Genomic DNA, 19,492 nt, shown 5'->3' on the forward strand with positions numbered 1-19,492 from the left:
CCTCCAACAGCCCGATGAGAATTTTGCATCTCATGAGAATCGATAACGACGTCGTAGAAGCGATCGGCAATACACCTCTTATCAAGTTGAAGCGCGCCTCCGAAGCAACGGGATGCACCATTCTCGGCAAGGCCGAGTTCATGAATCCGGGCCAGTCCGTCAAGGATCGCGCCGGTAAGCAGATGATCCTGGAAGCCGAAAAGCGCGGCGATCTCAAGCCCGGCGGCCTCGTCGTCGAAGGCACGGCCGGCAATACCGGCATCGGTCTTGCCATCGTCGCCAGCGCCCGAGGCTATCGCACGATGATCGTCATTCCGGAAACACAAAGCCGTGAAAAGAAAGACATGCTGCGGCTATGCGGAGCCGAACTGGTCGAGGTTCCGGCGCTCCCCTACAGCAACCCGAACAACTACCAGCACATCGCAAGGCGTCTCGCTGACGAATTGCGCAAATCCGAACCCAAAGGCGTCCTGTTCGCCGACCAATGGAATAACCTCGACAATCCGAAGGCCCATTACGTTTCCACGGGTCCGGAAATCTGGGAGCAGACGAACGGAAAGGTCGACGGCTTCATCTGTTCGGTCGGCACCGGCGGCACGCTCGCCGGAGTGAGCGCTTTCCTGCGGGAGAAAAAGAAGGATATCGTCATCGGCGTCGCGGACCCCCGCGGAGCGGCGATGTATGAGCTGTTCAAGAACGGCGTGGCCAAGCCGACAGCGGGAAGCTCGATCACCGAGGGGATCGGGCTCGGACGCGTGACGCCCGTGATCGCCGACGCCAGGGTTGACGAAGCCTATCTCGTCCCGGACGAGGAGGCCGTGCCCGTGATCTATGACCTGCTCGAACACGAGGGGCTTTGCCTTGGCGGTTCGACCGGCGTCAACGTCGCCGGCGCGATTCGTCTCGCGCGCCAGCTGGGTCCCGGCCATACCGTCGTGACCATCCTGTGCGACTCAGGCAACCGCTACCAGTCGAAGCTTTTCAACCCGGATTTCATGCGCTCCAAGAACCTTCCCGTGCCGCAATGGCTGGAGAGGCGGAGCACGGTGAAGATTCCGCTCGCTCCGGGTTAACGCCCTCAGTCTCACCGCAGTATCTGGCTGAGAAAGAGCTGACTGCGCGGGTGTCGCGGATTGGCGAAGAAACTGGCCGGGGTGCCGGACTCGATGATCTGTCCCTCATCCATGAACACGACGCGGTTGGCGACTTCCCTGGCGAATCCCATTTCGTGCGTGACCACAAGCATGGTCATGCCTTCTTCCGCCAGATCCACCATCGTGTCGAGAACCTCCTTGACCATCTCGGGATCGAGCGCCGACGTCGGCTCGTCGAACAACATGACCTTGGGATTCATCGTGAGCGCGCGCGCGATCGCCACGCGCTGCTGCTGACCTCCGGACATCTGACCGGGATATTTATTCGCCTGATCAGGTATCTTGACGCGCTCCAGAAACTTCATCGCCGCCGCCTCGGCCTCTTTCTTCGGCGTATTGCGGACCCAGATGGGAGCGAGCGTGCAGTTTTCGAGCACCGTGAGGTGCGGAAACAGATTGAAGTTCTGAAAGACCATCCCGACTTCGCGCCGCACGTCGTCGACGCGCCGCAAGTTGGGGCCCAGTTCAATTCCATCGACGGCGATGCGGCCTTCCTGAAATTCCTCGAGCGCGTTGATGCAGCGGATCAGCGTTGACTTTCCCGAGCCCGACGGCCCGCAAATGACGATGCGTTCGCCACGGCCGACGTCGAGATCGATGTCCCGCAGCACGTGAAAATTGCCGAACCACTTGTTGAGAGCGATGATGGAAACGATGGCGTTTTTATCTGTCATTGGTTTCCAGGGTTCAGGTTCGCCGATGCGCGTTCAGGCGATGCTCCACGAATAAAGAGTATCGCGACATGCTGAAGCAGAATGCGAAGTAGATGAGTCCGGTGAATGCGAACCCGGTGAACAGCGTGGTGGGCGTCGCCCATGTGGGATCTGCGAACGAAGCCCGCAAGATTCCCAGCAGATCGAACAATGCGACGATGGAGACCAGCGAGGTATCCTTGAACAACGCGATAAAGCTGTTGACCAGTCCGGGAATGACATGCCGCACAGCCTGCGGCATCACGATCAGCCCGGTGGTCTTCCAGTAGGACAGTCCAAGCGCATGAGCGGCTTCCGCCTGCCCGCCCGGAACCGCCGCGAGACCGCCGCGAATGACCTCGGCATTATACGCCCCCGCGAACAGCGCGATACCGATCAGGACTCGCACCAGCCCATCGACGGTAAAGTTTCCGGGAAGGAAGAGCGGCAGCATGTAGGTCGCGAAAAACAGCACGGTGATCAGGGGAACGCCGCGCCAGAATTCGATGAAGGCGATCGAGAAAATCCGGATCAGCGGAAGGGTGGAACGCCGTCCCAGCGCCAGCGCGATTCCGATCGGTATCGACGACACGATGCCGGTCACCGACACCAGCAGCGTGACCAGCAGTCCGCCCCACAGACGGGTGTCGACAACCGGAAGTCCGCCGCGATCGAGATGCATGACCGCGATAACCACGCCCATGCCGGCGAACGCGCCCAGGCTCGTGAGCAAAGCGCCCCAGCCTGCGCGAAATCCGCCGCTGAACAAAAACAGCAGCAGCGAAACGAACGCAGCCGTGACGCCAAAATCGTACCAGACCGGCTGACCGGAATCCTGGAGCCGATCCCGGAGCGAAGTCAGCGGCGACGCCAGCAGGTTCAGCCCGTCTCCGGTCGATGCGACGGCGCTTCCCGCCGGCCGCAAGATCGCGCCGAACGCGCCCGCCTCCCCTGACGCGGCGAGTTGCCGTCCGGCATTGCCGACGCTCTCCGCGAGGCTCGACAGAAACCCGGCGCTCCAGCTCACGCCGAATCCGGTGATGCCTCCGCCATGCAGCAGGAAAAATGCCGTGACTGGAAATGCGATAAAGAACAGGCCGGCATTGAGACGCTTGGCAGGCAACCGTGGAACGAGAAGCGGCAGCAGCAGGACGGCCGCCAGCAGGAACGTCAGATTGACCCGCCATCGTTCAGGCTCCGGGTAAAAGCCGTAGATGAACTGTGTGATCTTCGCCTGGACGAACGGCCAGCACGCTCCGATGGATCGCCCCCCATCGGCGGCCAGACACGAGGTTCGGTCCTCGCCTTCCCACACCGCATCGATGAAGAGAAAGCGAACGGCAGGAACAACGAACAACCATATCAGCGCGGCGCCGACGAAAGTCAGCAGCGCGTTGCTCGGGGAGTTGAACAGGCGGGTCTGTACGAAGCGGAGCAGGCTTGTCGTCCTGACGGGGGCTCGTCGTTCCGGAACAAGCTCGTTGCGTACGAACGATGTCGCGGGTCGGGCTGTCATGCACCCACGCTCCTCGCAACGCGCCGGGAGTAGATGCTCATGATCCCGCTGGTCACCAGCGAGATCAGCAGATACACGCCCATGGTGATTGCGAGGATCTCGATGGCTTGTCCGGTCTGGCTGAGCGTCGTCCCGGCAAACACGGAGAACAGCTCGGGATACCCGATGGCGACGGCCAACGAGGAATTCTTGGTGAGGTTGAGGTACTGATTGGTCAGCGGCGGCAGGATGACCCTCATGGCCTGCGGGACCACGATCAATCGCAGCGTCGATCCTCGCGAAAGCCCGAGCGCGGCGCCTGCTTCCATCTGTCCCTTGTGCACTGAGAGAATTCCGGCGCGCACGACCTCCGCGATGAAGGCGGCCGTATATGTCGAGAGCGCGATCGCCAGTGCGACAAACTCGGGGATCAGACGCGCGCCGCCAGAAAAGTTGAAGCCCTCGAGGACCGGCGTTTCGAATGTGAAGGGAATACCGAAAACGACAATCGATGCGGCCGGAAGAGCAATCAGCAGACCAAGAGCGTAGGGCCAGACGACCAGCGCTCGTCCGGTCCGAAACAAGCTGCGACGGGAAAGGCTCCGCAGCACCATGCAGCCGATGATCGCAACCGCTATCGCGACGGCAAACGCGGTCGACCCCTCCTGCCCGATCGGCTTGGGAATCGCGAGGCCGCGATTGCTCAGAAAGATGCCATCAAGGACCGAGACGCTTTGCTTTGGATTCGGGAGCATCCTCAGCACGGCAAGGTACCAGAACAGAATCTGAAACAATAAAGGCAGGTTTCGAACCAGCTCCACATAGCCGCCGGCAATGCGGGATATCAGCCAGTTCGGCGACAAGCGGCCAAGCGCCACCATGAAGCCGATCACTGTTGCGAAGAAAATGCCGACCGCGGCCACCGCCAGCGTATTCACGAGACCGACAAGGAAAACACGCGTGTAACTGTCGGTCTGGGAATACGGGATCAGGGTCTGACTGACCTCAAACCCCGCGGTGTTCGACATGAAACCAAGCCCGAACGCGGTATTCTGCGCTTCCAGGTTTCCTTTGGCGTTGGCCACGATCTCATAGCCGACCCACGCAAGGATCGCGACGAACAGCACCTGCAACACAAGTCCGCCCCAGCCCGCACGCCCGCCAAGCGCGCGTCGTAGCCTGAGAGAAAATTGCAGCGGCGGTTTTCGGGACCCGGTGGCCATTCCTGGCGTCGCTAGCGGATCGGCGGCGCGTACATGATGCCGCCCTGATTCCAGAGCTTGTTGAGTCCTCGCGCGATCCCGAGCGGCGAGCCGGCGCCGACGTTACGATCGAACGATTCGCCATAGTTGCCGACAGCCTTGATGATGCGCGAAACCCAATCCTTGGAGACGCCGAGCTGCTCGCCGAAATTGCCGTCGGTTCCGAATATGCGCTTGAGTTCGGGATTCCCCGATTTGGCCATTTCGTCAACATTCTTCCTTGTGATGCCGAGTTCTTCGGCGTTGATCATCGCAAACAGCGTCCACTTCACTAGATCGAACCACTGGTCATCGCCGTGTCGCACCATCGTCGCGTGCGGTTCTTTCGAGATGACCTCCGGCAGAACCGCATGATCGGCGGGATTGAGGAGCTTCAGCCGCTGGGCGTAGAGCTGTGAAATATCCGACGTGAACACATCGCACCGGCCGGATTCGTAAGCCTTTATGGTCTCATCGGCGGTGCTGAACGCAATGACCTCGTACTTCATCTTGTTGCTTTTGAAATAGTCGGCGAGATTCTGCTCGTTCGTGGTGCCGGTCTGGACGCAGACGGAGGCGCTGTTCAATTCCAGCGCCGAGTTCACCTTGAGGGACTTCCTGATCAGGAAGCCTTGTCCGTCGTAGTATGTCACGCCGGTGAAATTTGCTCCGAGCGAGGTGTCGCGCGAGAGCGTCCATGTCGTATCGCGCGACAGCACATCGATTTCGCCGGATTGCAGGGCGATAAACCGGTCTTTCGCGGACAGCGGAACAAACTTGACCTTGTCGGGATCATTGAACACCACTGCCGCGATGGCGCGGCAGATGTCCACGTCAAGGCCGGTCCAGTTTCCCTTGTCGTCAGGGGCGGAGAACCCCGGCAACCCCTGCGTGACGCCGCACGACAGCGCGCCTCTCGCCTTGACTGCTTCGAGCGTGGTCTTCGGCTTCGCGGATTCCTGCTCCTGCGCGGATGCCGATTGTAATGAAATACCGGCAACGATAGCAAAAATCGCAGTAAATACGCATTTCATGGCAATGCCTTTCAAGAACGTCAATGGATCCAGTTCGCGCCGTTCAGTCTCGGTGCGGCCGGTCGATTCGTTTCTCCCACCAGAATCAGGCCAAAGACGGACTTTGTCGATCAAGTGGACGTCGTCGATCAACCGGGGTTGAGAACAGATGAAGCTTCACAGGGGCTTTCTACCCGCGGCCGGCGATAAGTCGAACTCCATCGCTGAACCACCGGCGAACTCCAGCATTCGCATCCGTTTCAGCAATGCCTGCGCGTGAAGTGGGATCTGTGTGAAGTGGGGATCAGCGAGCGACATGGATTGCGGGCGGAGTTTCAAGTTTGACATTCGGCTCTGCGATACACGGGGGTTGACGAAGGTCTTTTCTTTCCTGTTACTACCCGTCTACTCTGGAACTGACATCAGGCAAATTTCGAGACAGGTGTCAGCGGCAAAATGCCTCGTTTAGCAACGTAGAAGATATGACCTTGTCGAAGAGCGACGGATCCACGGATTCGCTTCGGGCGGAAACCAGACTGGTCGTTTCGGGTCGAGACACCGCGTCCCAGAAAGGGTTCGTCAATCCTCCCATCGTCCGCGGTTCGACCGTGCTCTATCCGACTGCCGGCGACCTTTACGCCCACCGCGGAGAATTCCAGTACGGACGGCACGGCACGCCTTCGACCCGCGCGCTGCAGGATGCGCTGATGGCGTTGGAAGGCCCGCATTGCGCGGGTGTGGGCCTGGTTCCGTCGGGTGTCTCCGCGCTTTCCACGGCGCTGTTGTCCGTGCTGAAGGCCGGCGATCATCTTCTCGTCTGCGATAACGTTTATCGCCCGACGCGACAGTTCTGCGATGGGTTTCTGGCGCGCTACGGAATCGAAACCACTTATTTCGATCCGTTGATCGGTTCGGGGATCGCCGCGCTGTTCCGGCCGGAAACCCGCGCGGTGATGGTCGAGGCGCCAGGCTCCCAGTCCCTGGAAATGCCGGACGTCCCCGCGATCGCGGCCGCCGCGCACGCGCGCGAAGCGATTGTGATCGACGACAATACGTGGGCAACCCCCCTCTTCCGCCGCGCGCTCGAGCAAGGCGTGGATATCAGCATCCAGGCGGCGACCAAGTACATCGGTGGGCACTCCGACGTCATGTTCGGAACCATTGCCGCCAACGCCGAAGCCTGGCCGGCGATCGCCGAAACCATCCGCCTGATCGGCCTGTGCGTCGGGCCCGACGACGTGTTTCTGACCCTGCGAGGATTACGCACCCTTGCGGTGAGGCTCCATCATCATCAGCAGGCCGCCATGAACATGGCGCAGTGGCTTGCGCGGCGGCCGGAAGTGACGAGGATTCTGTATCCCGCATGGCCGGACGATCCCGGTCATGCGATCTGGAAACGGGACTTCACCGGCGCACCGGGATTGTTCAGCATCGTCCTCAAGCCCGCGCCGCAGCAAGCGGTCAGCGCGCTGCTCGATACGCTGAAGCTGTTCGGCATGGGTTACTCGTGGGGCGGCTTTGAGAGCCTCATCATTCCCTTCGATTGCGCGTCGTATCGGACCGCGACAAAGTGGGCGCCGGGCGGACCCACGCTGCGGCTACAGATCGGGCTTGAGAACGTGGACGATCTCAAGGCCGATTTCGAGCGGGGTTTCGAGGCTTTCAACGCGGGGCATTGAACGAGGCCTATAGCGTTTTCGAGCGAAGTGGAATCCGGTTCGCGTGAAGAAAACGCGTCAAATCAACATCATAGAACCTCGCTTCTGATTCAATCAGAAGCGATAATGCTCTATGCGTTTCATGGTCTGCTTCAGACCGCCAAAAGAAGAAACTGACTACTCTCTGCTTCTTACGCCGATGATTGGCGTCCATTGAGAATGATGAAATACAGGTTGCGGAAATAGACGATGAGGCCGAGCGCCTGGCCGGCGATGAACACCGGGTCTCGCCGGTAAAGAGCGTAAACCAAAAGAAGAACTCCGCCTCCGATCGAGAAGAACCAGAACGCCACGGGGATTACGCTCTTTCGCGCGCGTTCGGATGCAATCCATTGCACGACGAACCGCATGGTGAAGAAACCCTGCGCAACAAAACCGAGAACTACCCAGCCGTCGAAATTAGCCACGAACACGTCGTAGAAATAGTTCGTCAGCATCCCGGCGATGTCAGCCATGACGCGTTACCTCGGTTGCAACTGGCGTCGATTTCTTGCGGCGGATCAGCCACCACACGCCGGCGAGATCAATGATTCCGATCCACAGGCGATCAAAGAATCCGTAATTCGACACGCCTGAACGTCGCGGCCGGTCCGTCACATCGACATAGGCGATGTCATAACCCTCCCGCCGCACCAGTGCAGGGAGAAACCGGTGCAGGCCGTCGAAATAAGGCAAGGACAGAAACACCTCCCGCCGAAAGGCTTTCAGCCCGCAACCGGTGTCGCGCGTTCCATCGCTCAGCACCCAGCTTCGCACCTTATTGGCTACTCGCGACTGGAATTTCTTGAACCCGGTATCCTTGCGGCCGACGCGCTGGCCCGCGGCGAGACCAATGCGCCCCTCGCCCTTCTCGATCGCCATGATAAGTTCGGGCAGAAATTGCGGATTGTTCTGGCCGTCGCCATCCAGCGTCGCAACGATCTGACCACGTGCAGCCCGCACCCCGGTCCGAACCGCCGTCGACTGGCCCGATGACTTTTCATGGCGAATCTGGCGCACGGTTCCGCGCTCGGCCATGATCGCCGCCAACCGCTCAGCGGTCGCGTCGGTGGAGCCGTCGTCGACATAGACGATCTCGTAATCCCATCGGCCGTCGAGCGCCGCCGCGATCTCCTCGATCAGGGGCGCGATGTTGTTCGCCTCGTTTCGGACAGGCACGACAATGGAAACCGCGGGCGCCGTCGTTCTGGTGGACATTAACGCGTTCCCTCGGAGCGGAAGATGGCGATCGAAATCGTCTTGCCCTGCGAGAAGTTAAAGCCGTCGATGCGCGTTGCTACGTTGTAGCGCAATCCGATCGCCTCGGCGCGCTGCGCGAACGCCCGTTCGGAACGTGATTCGACGAGCGCGAACCGGCAGCTTCCATGGCGGAGGAAATCGGCGGCCCCGGAGCCGTCGGTCAGCAGCGTCGATGTCCCCGTCATGAAGACCAGACTTGGTTCATGGTAGCCCGCCGCCGCTGCCTTCGGTCCGACGCACTCGACATTTCGCAGCGCGCGCGCGACTTCCGGGCTCGGAAACAATGGCGTCAGCGCCGCGACGATGATGCCGTAGACGGAAGCGCTCAGGAACAGCGCCGCCAGAACGGCATTCAGCAGGGAACGCTCCGCGTTATAGTCGTCGTAGAGCCACCAGGCGAACAGCCCGGAAATCAAGGCCGCCGCGGCGAACGGCCAGGCCAGGAAAACCGGCTGGCGCGTCAAGGTAATGGTCGCGACGATCGCGAGCACCAAGGTTATCGCGGGAATGGCGAACCACCATGCCGTCCCCTTGGTGAGCCATGATCGCGACAGGACGCGGCGCTCCAGCGCCCAGACCGACAGGATCGCGATCGCGGGATAGAGCGGCAGTACATAATGCGGCAGCTTCGTCAACACGAGTTCGAACACGATCCATGACGGAATCAGCCACGCGAGCAGAAACCGCACCTCCGGCTCCCGCCGCGCGCGCCAGACCGCGGGCGCCGCCAGCCCCGCGAGCGCCGCGCCAGGCCAGAACGTAATCCAGAACAGCAGGAAATAGGTGCCGGGCGGCGCTCCATGTGATTCCTGAGCCGCAAGCTTGCTCAGCATGTCGCCGCCGATCGAGTCCGTGAAAAACGTGTCGCCGGCGCGGAGGAAGATTGCGACAAACCACGGCATGATGAGGACAAGCACCCACATCAGTCCCCAGACCGACCGCAGCCGCCAAAGCCACGACGCGGAGCGATCCAGAATGGCGACGGCCCCGATCGTCAATCCCACGAACATCAGGATCAACGGGCCTTTCAGCAGGATTCCTCCGGCGATCGCCGTCCAGAAGATCGCCGGATGCGTCCAGGAAGGATGCTCGGGGTTCTCGCCTCGCCGGGACGACAGATAGATTCGCGCAAGCGCACCCATCGCCCCCACGATGGTCAGCAACAGCATCGCGTCAGTCTTCGCGAGCCGCGCTTCCACGCCGAGCAGGACCGACCCGCACATGATCAGTCCGGCCAGAACAGCGCCGCGCCGCGTTACGAAAGCGAGCGCCGCCCAATAAGTCAGAAGCACCGCGCCGATCGCGCCGATCAGGGAAGGCACGCGATAGAGCCAGATGCGGATCTGCGCGCGCGGCAGGCCGAGAGCTGAGGCCGTCTCGACGGCCGCGGCCTGCAGCCAGTAAATGCCGACCGGTTTCTTGTAACGCACCTCGCCCTGAAAGCGGATGTCGACGAAGTCGCCGGTCTCGACCATCTGCTTGGTCGCCTGCGCGAAACGGGCCTCGTCGCGGTCGATCGGCGGGATGTTGAAGAAACCAGGCAGAAAGAACAGCAGGCCGATGACCGTCAGAAACAAAACCGATCTGGTATGGCTGCTGGCCACGACGTCGATCACGTTCGCCAGACCCCGTCCCGTGCCCAACGGAGTCTTCGGCTCGCGCGGTTGTCCAAATCGGGGACGGGGAAAGGTTTCGGCCATGGGATTCCGCATACGCTGAACCCGCGGCAGGGACAACCGCTGAGCCGGCCACTATTGAATTCTGACGGTAACTGTGTCCGTGGTGCCAGCCGCGTCCATCACGGTCAGCCGGACGAATCCCGGCCCGGGAGGGTCGATCATCCGCTGGCGACGGCCGTCGATCGCTCCCACCGCTTTCCCGTTGACCAGCATCGTCATGGGCGGACTCCCGCCCGTCACTTTCACCGGCAGCGGAGAGAGCGTTCCCTGACCTGCTCCGGCATCGATCCGCGAGCCGTTCAGCGGAAACTGGATATGGAGCCTGCGCTTATGATCGGCGGTCCGGATAAGTTCACCGGCGGAACGAAACCTTTGCAAGGGAAGCGGAAGTTTTGCATTGGCGGCGATCAGCGTTCCGCGCGGAGCCTTCGGGAGCGGCGCGGGCAGCCTGCCGGTGCGAGCGAAGGCATCGAACAGAATGGGCGCGGCCGCGACACGTCCGATAAGGCCAGGAACCGGCGCGCCGTCAGGTCGTCCGACCCAGACGCCGATCGTCATGCGGCCGTCGAAGCCCACGGACCACGCATCCCGATAGCCGTAACTCGTGCCGGTCTTGAACGCGATCCGGTTCCGGACCGCGTTTTCCGGCGGGGGCGTTCCCAAAAGCACATTTCCGACCTGCCAGGCGGCGACGGCGTCCATCAGCCGCAGAGGCTCTCGAACGCTTGAATCGTCGGGCTCGATCTCGCGTAAGGGCATCACGCCGCCCAGTCGGGGAATACCGGAATAGATCTGCACCAGGTCATGGAGCGTCACGCCGACGCCGCCCAGTCCCATCGCCAGCCCCGGAGTTTCGTCCCTGGGGAGCACTAGGCTGGCGCCCGCCTGCTTCAGCCTCGACGACAGACGGCTGGCGCCGACGCGATCCAGCAGTTCGATCGCCGGAACGTTGAGCGATAATTGCAGGGCCCGACGCACCGGGACGGTGCCCTGAAACGTCATATCGAAGTTTTCCGGCGCGTAGCTGCCGAACCGGACCGGGCGATCGTCGATCAGGCTATCCGGATGAACAAGCCCGTCTTCGAAGGCCAATCCGTAGATGAACGGCTTCAGGGTCGATCCCGGCGAGCGCACCGCCCGCGTCATGTCCACCTGCCCGGCCAGCCGCTCGCCGAAATAGTCCGCGGAGCCGACATGGGCCACCACATCGCCGGTGGCGTTGTCCACCGCGAGGATGCCGACCGAAATGTCCGGGCCGAGCGCGGCCGCGCGATCGTGCGCCAGTGTTTCGAACTGGCGTTGCAATCGGGCTTCCAGCGTCAGCCGGATCAGGTTCGAGTTCTTGTTGGTGGCGAGAGCCTGATCCGCCGAATGCGGCGCCAGCATTGGGAACGGCCGGCGCGTCCGCACGACCGGCACCGCCATCGCTCGCCGGGCGTCTTCCGCGCCGATGCGCGAATCCTCAACCATGCGCATGAGCACGCGGTCGCGGGCGGCGTGCGCCGCCGCTGGATGTCTGTCGAGGCGCCGCCTTTCCGGCGATTGCGGCAAGGCCACCAGCAGGGCCGACTCCGCCAGCGATAGCCGCTTCGGCTCCTTGCCGAAATAGGCAAGGGACGCCGCGCGAATACCTTCGAGATTGCCGCCGAACGGCGCGAGCGTCAGGTACAGGTTGAGGATCTCACCTTTTGTAAGCTCACGTTCGAGTTGGAGCGCGCGAACCATCTGACGCAGCTTGGCGTAGATCGAGCGGCGCCGGCGCGGCTCGATCAGCCTGGCAAGCTGCATGGTGATGGTCGAGCCGCCGGAGACGATGTGACCGCGGGTCAGAAGTTGCCACGCCGCGCGGCCGAGTGCGAGCGGGTCGATGCCGGCGTGCGAATAGAACCGCTGATCTTCATAACCCAGCAGCAGATTGAGATATCCGGGATCGACATCGGTGGTGGCATCGACCGGCAATCGCCATCGGCCGTCCGCCATGGCGAACGCGCGCAGCAACTTGCCGTTGCGGTCGAGCACGATGGTCGAGACCTCGCGCGCCTTCGCCAGCGGCGGAGGTCCCAGCGAGACGATCCAGCCCGCGACCGCGCCGGTGGTGACGACCGCGACAACCGCCATCGCCGCCGCGGCCAGCTTCACGCGCCGCCAGCGACGCGGCTGCCCGGTCGTTGCAGGGGTGTCGGGCGCGGTCATTTCGCCGAACGCACCTCGACGCGGCCGGTGCCGGTGCGGCCGTAGCGCGATGGATTGTACATGTCTTCCACATACGCTTGCGGCAGAACATATTTGCCCGGCGATACGGCGCGCACGACATAGGCCACGGTGAACACCGCCTTGTCACTGGCCGCGCGATCGACGGCGGCGGTGAACCGGTCGTCGCGGAATTCGGTGCTGGCCGGCTCCTTGCCGTCCTCGATCCAGTCGAGCGTCCCGCTGTCGCCGGAGGACACCAGATGAGGATTGTCGATCTCGAATCCTGCCGGAAGATAGTCGGCCACGAGGATATGACCGTATGTCGGCTTGGTTTCGGTGATCCTGAGAACCACGGCGAAGCGATCGTTCTGCCTGGCCTGGGTCGGATCCGCCGGCGTTCCGTCGAGGTTGAAGTAGCCGCGCTCGATTACGAAGCCGTTCGATGTCGCCGGTTCGGGGGTAAGCGGCGCGCCGGCCACGGAAATCACCGCCTGCACCGGGGCTGCGCCGGTGTTGGTGATCTTGATCGGCTTGTCGGCCAGCTCGGCTGCCTTGTGGCTACGATAAAGCGCGGCTTTCACAGGCGCGCCGTTGACATCGAGCGACATTGATTCTTTTGCAAGCGCCCTCGCCGCCAGAACCAGCCACGCGTTCTCCTGCGTCGAGGTCGAGGACGTCAACCCCCGCGCCGCCTCCACCCGCTGCACCGCTTGCGTGACCGTGGCCCGCGGCGCGTTGCCCTCGCTCGCGAGCGATACCAGCGCCGCCGCGTCGCGGAGCGCCGAGCCGTAGTCCGCACGGCCGAATTCGAGCGCCGGCTTGGGCGCAAGGCTTTCTGCCGCCGCGGCATACACGCGTTCCGCGCGCGCCCGGTCGCCGACCAGCGCGAGCGCCGCGGCAAGTTGCGCCTTGGCGATCGGCGTCGCCAGATTGTTCAGCTTGGTGTCGGCCAGATAACGCAGATCTCCTATCGGGGCGGCGCCGTTCCTGGCGAGAACGTAAAGCCCGTAAGCGAGGTCGCGGCCGCCGTCCTTCTCCGGCTCGGCCGCGTTCACCACCGAGTTGCGGATGCGGTCGAGCGCGCTCGTGAACTGAAGGTCGGGGACGGAGAAGCCCTTCTCGCGCGCGCGGGTCAGGAAGTCCGTGACGTAGGCGTCGAGCCAGGCATCCTCGCCGCCGGACGACCACAGGCCGAACGAACCATTCGAGCCTTGCCTTGCCAGCAGCCGCTCGATCGAGCTTTTGATGCGATCGTCGACGCTGGCATCCATCGCGAGGTGAGCTTCCGCTGCGAGATCGTTGACGTAGAGCAGCGGCATGGCCCGGCTCGCGATCTGCTCCGAGCAGCCGAACGGATAGCGGTCGAGCGCCTTCAGGACGCTTGCCGCGTCCAGCGCCGAGGACAGGCCGACCGACATCGACACCCCTCCCGTTCCCGCCACGAGGTCCGAGAACATGTCGGAGGTCAGCGTCAGACTCTCACCCTTTGCCAGCGTTCGCACGGAGCGGCGCGCCAGGATCTGGGTCGCCGGCTTGACCTCGAGATCATAGTGCCGGGCCAGCGTCAGGCCGTTCGGTCCGTTGATATCGATATCGAACCGGGCAGCGCCGGCAGCGCCCGCGGTATCGAGCGTCAGCGCCATCGAGCCGCGCTGCCCGGCCGCGAGCCTGATCGTGGTCGCGGCATCGCCCGCTACCTTCACCGGGCCCGAGGTTCTGACGTTGACGGTATAATCGCCGGGCGGACCTTCGACATTGTCGAGATCGAAGCTTATCGAGCCCTGATCGCCGGTCAACAGAAAGCGCGGCAGGGTTGCCGTCAGCACTACCGGATCGCGGACCGTGACATCAACGGTCGCATGCCCGAGCCTGGTCGCGGTCCAGGCGACCGCCATCACGCGCGCCGTGCCTGCGAACTCCGGAATGTCGAAGCTGATTTCAGCCGTGCCGTCCGCGGCGACCGTGACGATGCCCGAATAGAGCGCGAGCGGCTTCTGCGTCGGCGGGCTGCCCTGCAACTCCGCTCCCGCGAAATCGCCGCCGGTCCGGAGCTGGCCGCGCGTTCCCTGCATACCGTCGATCAGTTGTCCGTAAAGATCACGAATCTCAGACGTCATGCGGCGCTGGCCCAGATAGTAGTCGTCGGGCGCTGGCGGCTTGTAATTGGTGAGGTTGAGGATGCCGACGTCAACGGCAGCGACGACGATCCTGGCGTCTTCGCCGGGGCTTAGACCGCCGATCTTCACGGGCAGCTTCAGCGGTGTTGATGGCCGCACCAGTTCCGGCGGCGACAGGCTCACCGAAAGGGTGCGCGCGCTCCTGTCGATGCCGAACCATTTGATGCCGATCGCGCGGCCGGGCATCCGCTGCGCGGCGACGTCGAGTGGCCGTCGCAGCGTCGCCACCACATAAGCGCCGGTGCCCCAGTCCTTGCCGACCGGGATTTTGACCTGCGACGTGCCTTCCTTGACCTCCGCGGTCTGGGTGGTCAGCAGCCGGTCGCCGAGAACATTGATCGTGAGTTTGCCCGCGGTCCGGGCGTTGACCGAAACGACCATGGTGTCGCCGGACTGGTAATCCGGCTTGTCGATCGAGGTTTCCAGCAGGTCAGGCGTGTCGGCGCTGCCGTCGGAATACCAGCCGACGTCAAACTGAACGGATGTCAGCGGACCGTTTGAATCGGAGGATTTGACGTCGAGCCGGTAGCGGCCCGGCTGCGGGGAGAGTTCGATCCGCGCGGGCTTGTCGGCGGCAACCGAGAGATCGCCGTCGGCGACCCGTCTGGTCGACTTCACCGGCTCGAATTCCCAATACGAATTCTGCCGATACCACTGATAGCGGCTCTCCAGCTTGAGCAGTTCGTAGCGCAGCCCCTTGCGGGCAAGCGACGTTCCGTCCGGCGCCACGAAGACGACATCGAATTTGGCTCTGTCCCCCTCCGCGACGCTCTTGTCGGCGAACAACGGTTTGACGCCGATCATGGCGGCGGACGGTTTCACCGGAAGCACGATCTTCCGTTCGACCGCTCGGCCGCCTGCCTCCGCCATGCGAATGAAAATCTGCGCTTCCTGCTGGCGGTTCGATGAGGGAGGTGTCGCGAGACTGACGGGAAACGTGGCGACGCCGTTTGCGTCGGCTTCGGGCAGGTTTTCGATCGGCGTGCGCTCGTTACCGGTCGCCTCGTCATCGGGCACGCCGAACCGATATCCCGCATAGCCTGGACGGCTCTCGGCGGGCGCAACAAGTAAATCGCCTTCGAGTTGCAGTCCGGACGCGGGAGCGCCGTAGAGGAAACGGCCGTCGATCTTGAGTTCCACCGGATTATCGGCGGCAATCTGTTTCGCCTTGGTGGTCAGATCGAATTCAATCCGGTCCGCGACATAGTCCTCGACCATGAAGGTGGTTTCGCCGGCGGAGGGTCCTTTCGGGTCCGTGAACGCGCGAACCCGCCATGTCCCGGTCGGGACCGCTGAATTGAGCGGCAGGGTCAGGCTTCGTCCCCCCGCGCCCTGATCCGGCAGGACAGCGCGGCGGTACTCGACGCCGTCGGGCCGTTCGATCACCAGCGTCAGCGGCCCGCCGGTCACGGCAACGCCCTGCCCGTCCCGCAGCAACGCGGTGAGATACACGGTCTCCCCCGAGCGGTAGACGCCGCGCTCCGCATAAACGAAGGCATCGGCTCCCGACGGCACGGCGCGGCCCGAAACGCCGCGGTCGGTCAAGTCGAATGCGTTCGACTTCAGGCTGAGGAACGCATAATCGGCCTTGTCGGTGCTGACCGTCAGCAGCGCAGGCGACTGCCCTCCTTCGCCTCGCGCCAGTCCCGGCTCGAACAGCGCGTGACCTGATGCGTCCGTCTTCCGGGTTGCAAGAATTTCATTGTTGCGTGCGACCAGTCGGACTTCCGCCTTGTCCACGGCATCGGTTGTCGCCAGCGAATTGACGAAGACATGGATGCCGTCATTGCCTGAATAGGCGCTCAGGCCCAGACCCGAGACGATGAACCACTGCGTCGCCAGCGAGCCGGACTCCTCGTCATCCGTGGAGCCCGGGCCCTTGGGCGCGGCCGTCATCACGTAAACGCCGGGCTGGAGGTTTCCGAGCGCCTCATCGACCGGAAACGCCGTCGTCACATCGGCGTTCAGGGTGGAGGCCGTCGTCACCTCGCCCGACCAGACCCTGATCCCGCGTTCGTGGCCGAGCTCATATAATTGATGGCCGCTAAGCGCCTTCTGAAAGTCGCTCTCGATAACGGTGTTGATGAGGTTGCGGTCGCCGACCCGGAAGACTTTGACGGTCACGTTCTGGGTGTTGACGCTGACCAACGGGATGCCGCGCTGGCCAGTGCGCGGCAGCACGTAGGCCCGTCCCGTGAAGCGGACGAACGGCTTGCGGTCGCGTACATAGACGTTGAATTCAGCGGATTTCGGCAGACTTTCCTTCACGGTCGACGGCAGGCCGGCGCGCAGATTGATATTGTAGCGCTCACCGTGCTTGAGGCCCTCGACACAAAGCTGTCTGTCCTCCGAGGACAGCGCCGGCCGGTCGTCTCCCGCGAGCGCGACGAAGGGAGAGAAGTCGACCCTCTTGGCAAGATCCTCGGAGAACTGAAAACAGACCCGAGGCGATGCCGAATCCGAATCCACGGTATAATCGAGCAGCCGGAAGCCGTGATCGTCCCGCATTTTTTCGTACTGCTCGCGAACCCCGGCCACCTCGCGCAGGTCGAGCGAGAGCCGCAACGCATCGAGGGCCGGCCGCCAGAGCTTTCGATCCGAAAAGGCCCGACCGAGAACCGCTAATGCATCAGCCTCGCTCGCCGGATCGGTCGCCCGCTGGTAGGCGAGATAGGCGGCGGTGGACGCCCGCTCCAGCAGGAAGGTCTGCTCCTGACTTGTGGCGGGTCTGATCTGGAAGATGGTCCGCGCCAGGCGAAGCCAGTTGCCGCTATCGTTCGGCGCGACGGTTGCGATCTGGCCGAGTATTTGAAGACCGCTGCGAAAATCGGCTCGTTTGAAGGCCGTGTCGGCATCGGTACGCAGCATGGAGCCCGATTTCGCGACCGCCCCGGCTTCGCTCTTGATCCGGGCTTCGAGCTTGATCGCCGCATCGGCCAGATCGTCGCGCTTGAAGGCTTTATCCGCCGCCTGGGCGATAGATCCCAGCCCGATGAGCAAGGTCGCGCAAAAGGCTACGGTATGAACCAGCCTGGTCATGAAAGCTCTCCCCACGCACACGCGCGCGCAAATGTCGCTTGGGCGTTCTCCGGGGTTGGGCTTCCGCGCTGTGCCGGATCGAATTGACACTCGCGTCCCCGACCGCGCGTCCAAGGCTGCGGTTGTAGCTAAAAGGCTGCGGTTACAGCTAAAACTCCACTAACAATCTATATTTACCGACGGACGTTTGTCATTTAAGTGCACAATATCAGTCTGAACGCAAAGCGTAGCGCCGTACAAGCCGTTCGTGTCCGTAAACGCACGAAAAGATAAGTTATCTCATATCATTGCCTGGCGTTGTTATGATATGGGAACAACCCGCCGAATCTCGATCACCATCTCGGGCAGCCGATATCCAACCGGTAACAAGGCTTCCGATAACGGATCACTCGAGACAAGCGGATCGCGCATATTCGTCGTCCGCCCGGTCGAAATGGTTCGGATCCGGGCTTGGCGCGAAGGCGGTTTTTTCATATTGCGGTGGGATGAAGTCTCAACGGTCCCGTAGCTCAACTGGATAGAGTAGCGGATTTCTACTCCGCGGGTTGCAGGTTCGAATCCTGCCGGGATCGCCAAAATATACAAATAAAATCAACGGTCTAAAACGCTCACCCCGACCCGATTATGAGAACAGATCGGGACAAAAGCAGACCTTCGGGGACGTTTCGGGACAAAAAGTCCCGAGGAAAATCCCGAGGTTTCGGGACCGAATCGCTAGCGCCACCCGGCACCGTGTGTTTTCGGGTACCGGCCGAAATGATCGAAACAGGCTAGTACCACCTTCTGCAAGGCCGTATTCGGCGAGAAGGCGCCCCGATCGGCAACCCGGAAGGCAAGAAGGGCCATAGGTGGGGGAAGCGGAAGCCGGCGAGGGATCGGTAGCGAAAAATTTTCAGCCGAGGGGTTCAAAAATCATTCGCTCGAACGTCTTACTATTGAGGGATCGTCTTGCTTCTCCGGTGCCGGTTCCTCCTGTAGGAACATTCGTCTGCCACGAGGGTTGTAGGTATCGGAACGGGGCACCTTCCGCACCCGCGCGACCCCGAACCCGAACTGGCCCGTCGATTGATCTCCGTCCCGGCGGGCCTTTTTGCGAGGCTACGTCACCCTCTCCCCCGCCCCCTCCATCATCAGCCACCCGAGCAGCAGCAGCGTTACTCCCGCTCCGAGCACCCTGCCCGCCAGATCGCTCCCGCTGTCGCAAAGGCGCATCCAGCCGGCGACAAAGACCAGCACGAACCCGAAGCTGAACAGCAGGGAGCCGATCGAGTTGAGGATGGCGGTCACGTCCCTGCCCTCGGATCGACGATCGTGAACCCCGCAATCGAGCGCGGATGGATGCGGGTCTTGCCCCGGCCGGAGTTGGCGTCCCAGACCAGCCATACCTTGCCGTGCAGGTGCCGCTTGAGCACGAACACATGGCCTCGCCGCGCCGCGACCATGCCGGGAGCCTTTGCCGCTCTCGGAAAGCGCAGCCAGTTCGCCGCGAGGTTCAGCCTCGGGATGATCCGGCCGAAGATGTGGAGCGATGCCCCGCAGCCGCAGTATCGGCGCGGGCAGCCAGCCGGGCGACCGCCGACAATGCGACCAGCGCCGGTGGCCATGACGCGGTGAAGGCCGGGAGGCATGGGGGCCGGTCTTTTGCTCATTTTTGAACGAAAGGCTTTACGCTTCAAATACTTGAGGCTGCCGGACGACCTCGATAATGTCGATGTCGTCTGCCTCGGCCTCGCATCGGCAGCGTGGATCGTCAGGACGCACAGCAGCGCGCCGGCGAGAAGTCGCAGGATCATGGTGTCTCCGTGGATTTCCGGATATGGTCAGAAGGTCGGCGGCGTTGCCTCCGACTAGG

Annotated in this window: 13 protein-coding genes and 1 tRNA gene; 3 read left to right on the forward strand and 11 right to left on the reverse strand. The window is 62.5% G+C overall.

Annotated features, from left to right (window positions below; all coding sequences use genetic code 11):
• Window positions 1-32 precede the first annotated feature (32 nt).
• A complete protein-coding gene (locus tag ACMYR2_RS08755; RefSeq protein WP_416193990.1) occupies window positions 33-1,073 on the forward strand; it encodes a cysteine synthase A in 1,041 nt (346 codons plus the stop codon).
• Window positions 1,074-1,084: 11 nt separating this feature from the next.
• Here ACMYR2_RS08755 and ACMYR2_RS08760 read toward each other — a convergent pair whose 3' ends face one another.
• Genes ACMYR2_RS08760 through ACMYR2_RS08775 form a run of 4 tightly spaced genes read right to left on the reverse strand, consistent with a single transcriptional unit; the run spans window position 1,085 to window position 5,616 of the window.
• Window positions 1,085-1,828, reverse strand: a complete 744-nt coding sequence (locus ACMYR2_RS08760) for an amino acid ABC transporter ATP-binding protein (RefSeq protein ID WP_347263637.1) — start codon at window positions 1,826-1,828, stop codon at window positions 1,085-1,087.
• A 13-nt stretch (window positions 1,829-1,841) separates the two neighbouring features.
• On the reverse strand, window positions 1,842-3,362 hold the full coding sequence (locus ACMYR2_RS08765; protein WP_347263638.1) for an amino acid ABC transporter permease: 1,521 nt from the start codon (window positions 3,360-3,362) through the stop codon (window positions 1,842-1,844).
• Entirely contained in the window at window positions 3,359-4,564 is a 1,206-nt protein-coding gene (locus ACMYR2_RS08770) for an ABC transporter permease subunit (protein ID WP_347263639.1), read from the reverse strand. Before ACMYR2_RS08770 ends, ACMYR2_RS08765 begins: the two co-directional genes overlap by 4 nt.
• Before the next feature lie 11 nt (window positions 4,565-4,575).
• Window positions 4,576-5,616, reverse strand: a complete 1,041-nt coding sequence (locus ACMYR2_RS08775; RefSeq protein WP_347263640.1) for an amino acid ABC transporter substrate-binding protein — start codon at window positions 5,614-5,616, stop codon at window positions 4,576-4,578.
• A 461-nt stretch (window positions 5,617-6,077) separates the two neighbouring features.
• Here ACMYR2_RS08775 and metC point away from each other — a divergent pair, with 461 nt between their 5' ends.
• Window positions 6,078-7,274, forward strand: a complete 1,197-nt coding sequence (gene metC, locus ACMYR2_RS08780) for a cystathionine beta-lyase (protein WP_347263641.1) — start codon at window positions 6,078-6,080, stop codon at window positions 7,272-7,274.
• Between the two features lie 170 nt (window positions 7,275-7,444).
• Here metC and ACMYR2_RS08785 read toward each other — a convergent pair whose 3' ends face one another.
• From ACMYR2_RS08785 to ACMYR2_RS08805, 5 genes are read right to left on the reverse strand one after another with little or no spacing between them, the layout of a single operon-like run.
• Entirely contained in the window at window positions 7,445-7,768 is a 324-nt protein-coding gene (locus tag ACMYR2_RS08785) for a lipid-A-disaccharide synthase N-terminal domain-containing protein (RefSeq protein WP_141383841.1), read from the reverse strand.
• Window positions 7,761-8,510 carry a glycosyltransferase family 2 protein gene (locus ACMYR2_RS08790; RefSeq protein ID WP_347263642.1) on the reverse strand — a complete coding sequence of 250 codons (750 nt, stop codon included), beginning with the start codon at window positions 8,508-8,510 and terminating at the stop codon, window positions 7,761-7,763. The genes ACMYR2_RS08785 and ACMYR2_RS08790 overlap by 8 nt, the downstream gene beginning before the upstream one ends.
• Window positions 8,510-10,252: a glycosyltransferase family 39 protein gene (locus ACMYR2_RS08795; protein WP_347263643.1), complete on the reverse strand. Its 1,743-nt coding sequence runs from the start codon at window positions 10,250-10,252 to the stop codon at window positions 8,510-8,512. The genes ACMYR2_RS08790 and ACMYR2_RS08795 overlap by 1 nt, the downstream gene beginning before the upstream one ends.
• Before the next feature lie 51 nt (window positions 10,253-10,303).
• Window positions 10,304-12,424, reverse strand: a complete 2,121-nt coding sequence (gene pbpC / locus ACMYR2_RS08800; protein ID WP_416193991.1) for a penicillin-binding protein 1C — start codon at window positions 12,422-12,424, stop codon at window positions 10,304-10,306.
• Entirely contained in the window at window positions 12,421-17,640 is a 5,220-nt protein-coding gene (locus tag ACMYR2_RS08805; protein WP_416193992.1) for an alpha-2-macroglobulin family protein, read from the reverse strand. Before ACMYR2_RS08805 ends, pbpC begins: the two co-directional genes overlap by 4 nt.
• A 498-nt stretch (window positions 17,641-18,138) precedes the next feature.
• Here ACMYR2_RS08805 and ACMYR2_RS08810 point away from each other — a divergent pair.
• A tRNA-Arg gene (locus tag ACMYR2_RS08810) sits at window positions 18,139-18,215 on the forward strand.
• Window positions 18,216-18,738: 523 nt separating this feature from the next.
• Here the strand turns inward: ACMYR2_RS08810 and ACMYR2_RS08815 are convergent.
• Both ACMYR2_RS08815 and ACMYR2_RS08820 read right to left on the reverse strand, forming a co-directional pair.
• Complete coding sequence (locus ACMYR2_RS08815; RefSeq protein WP_416193993.1) at window positions 18,739-18,927, reverse strand: hypothetical protein; 189 nt, start codon at window positions 18,925-18,927, stop codon at window positions 18,739-18,741.
• A complete protein-coding gene (locus ACMYR2_RS08820; RefSeq protein WP_416193994.1) occupies window positions 18,924-19,433 on the reverse strand; it encodes a hypothetical protein in 510 nt (169 codons plus the stop codon). Before ACMYR2_RS08820 ends, ACMYR2_RS08815 begins: the two co-directional genes overlap by 4 nt.
• Window positions 19,434-19,492: the final 59 nt, after the last annotated feature.

It is taken from the genome of Nitrobacter sp. TKz-YC01 (assembly GCF_047824785.1).
GTDB lineage: Bacteria > Pseudomonadota > Alphaproteobacteria > Rhizobiales > Xanthobacteraceae > Nitrobacter.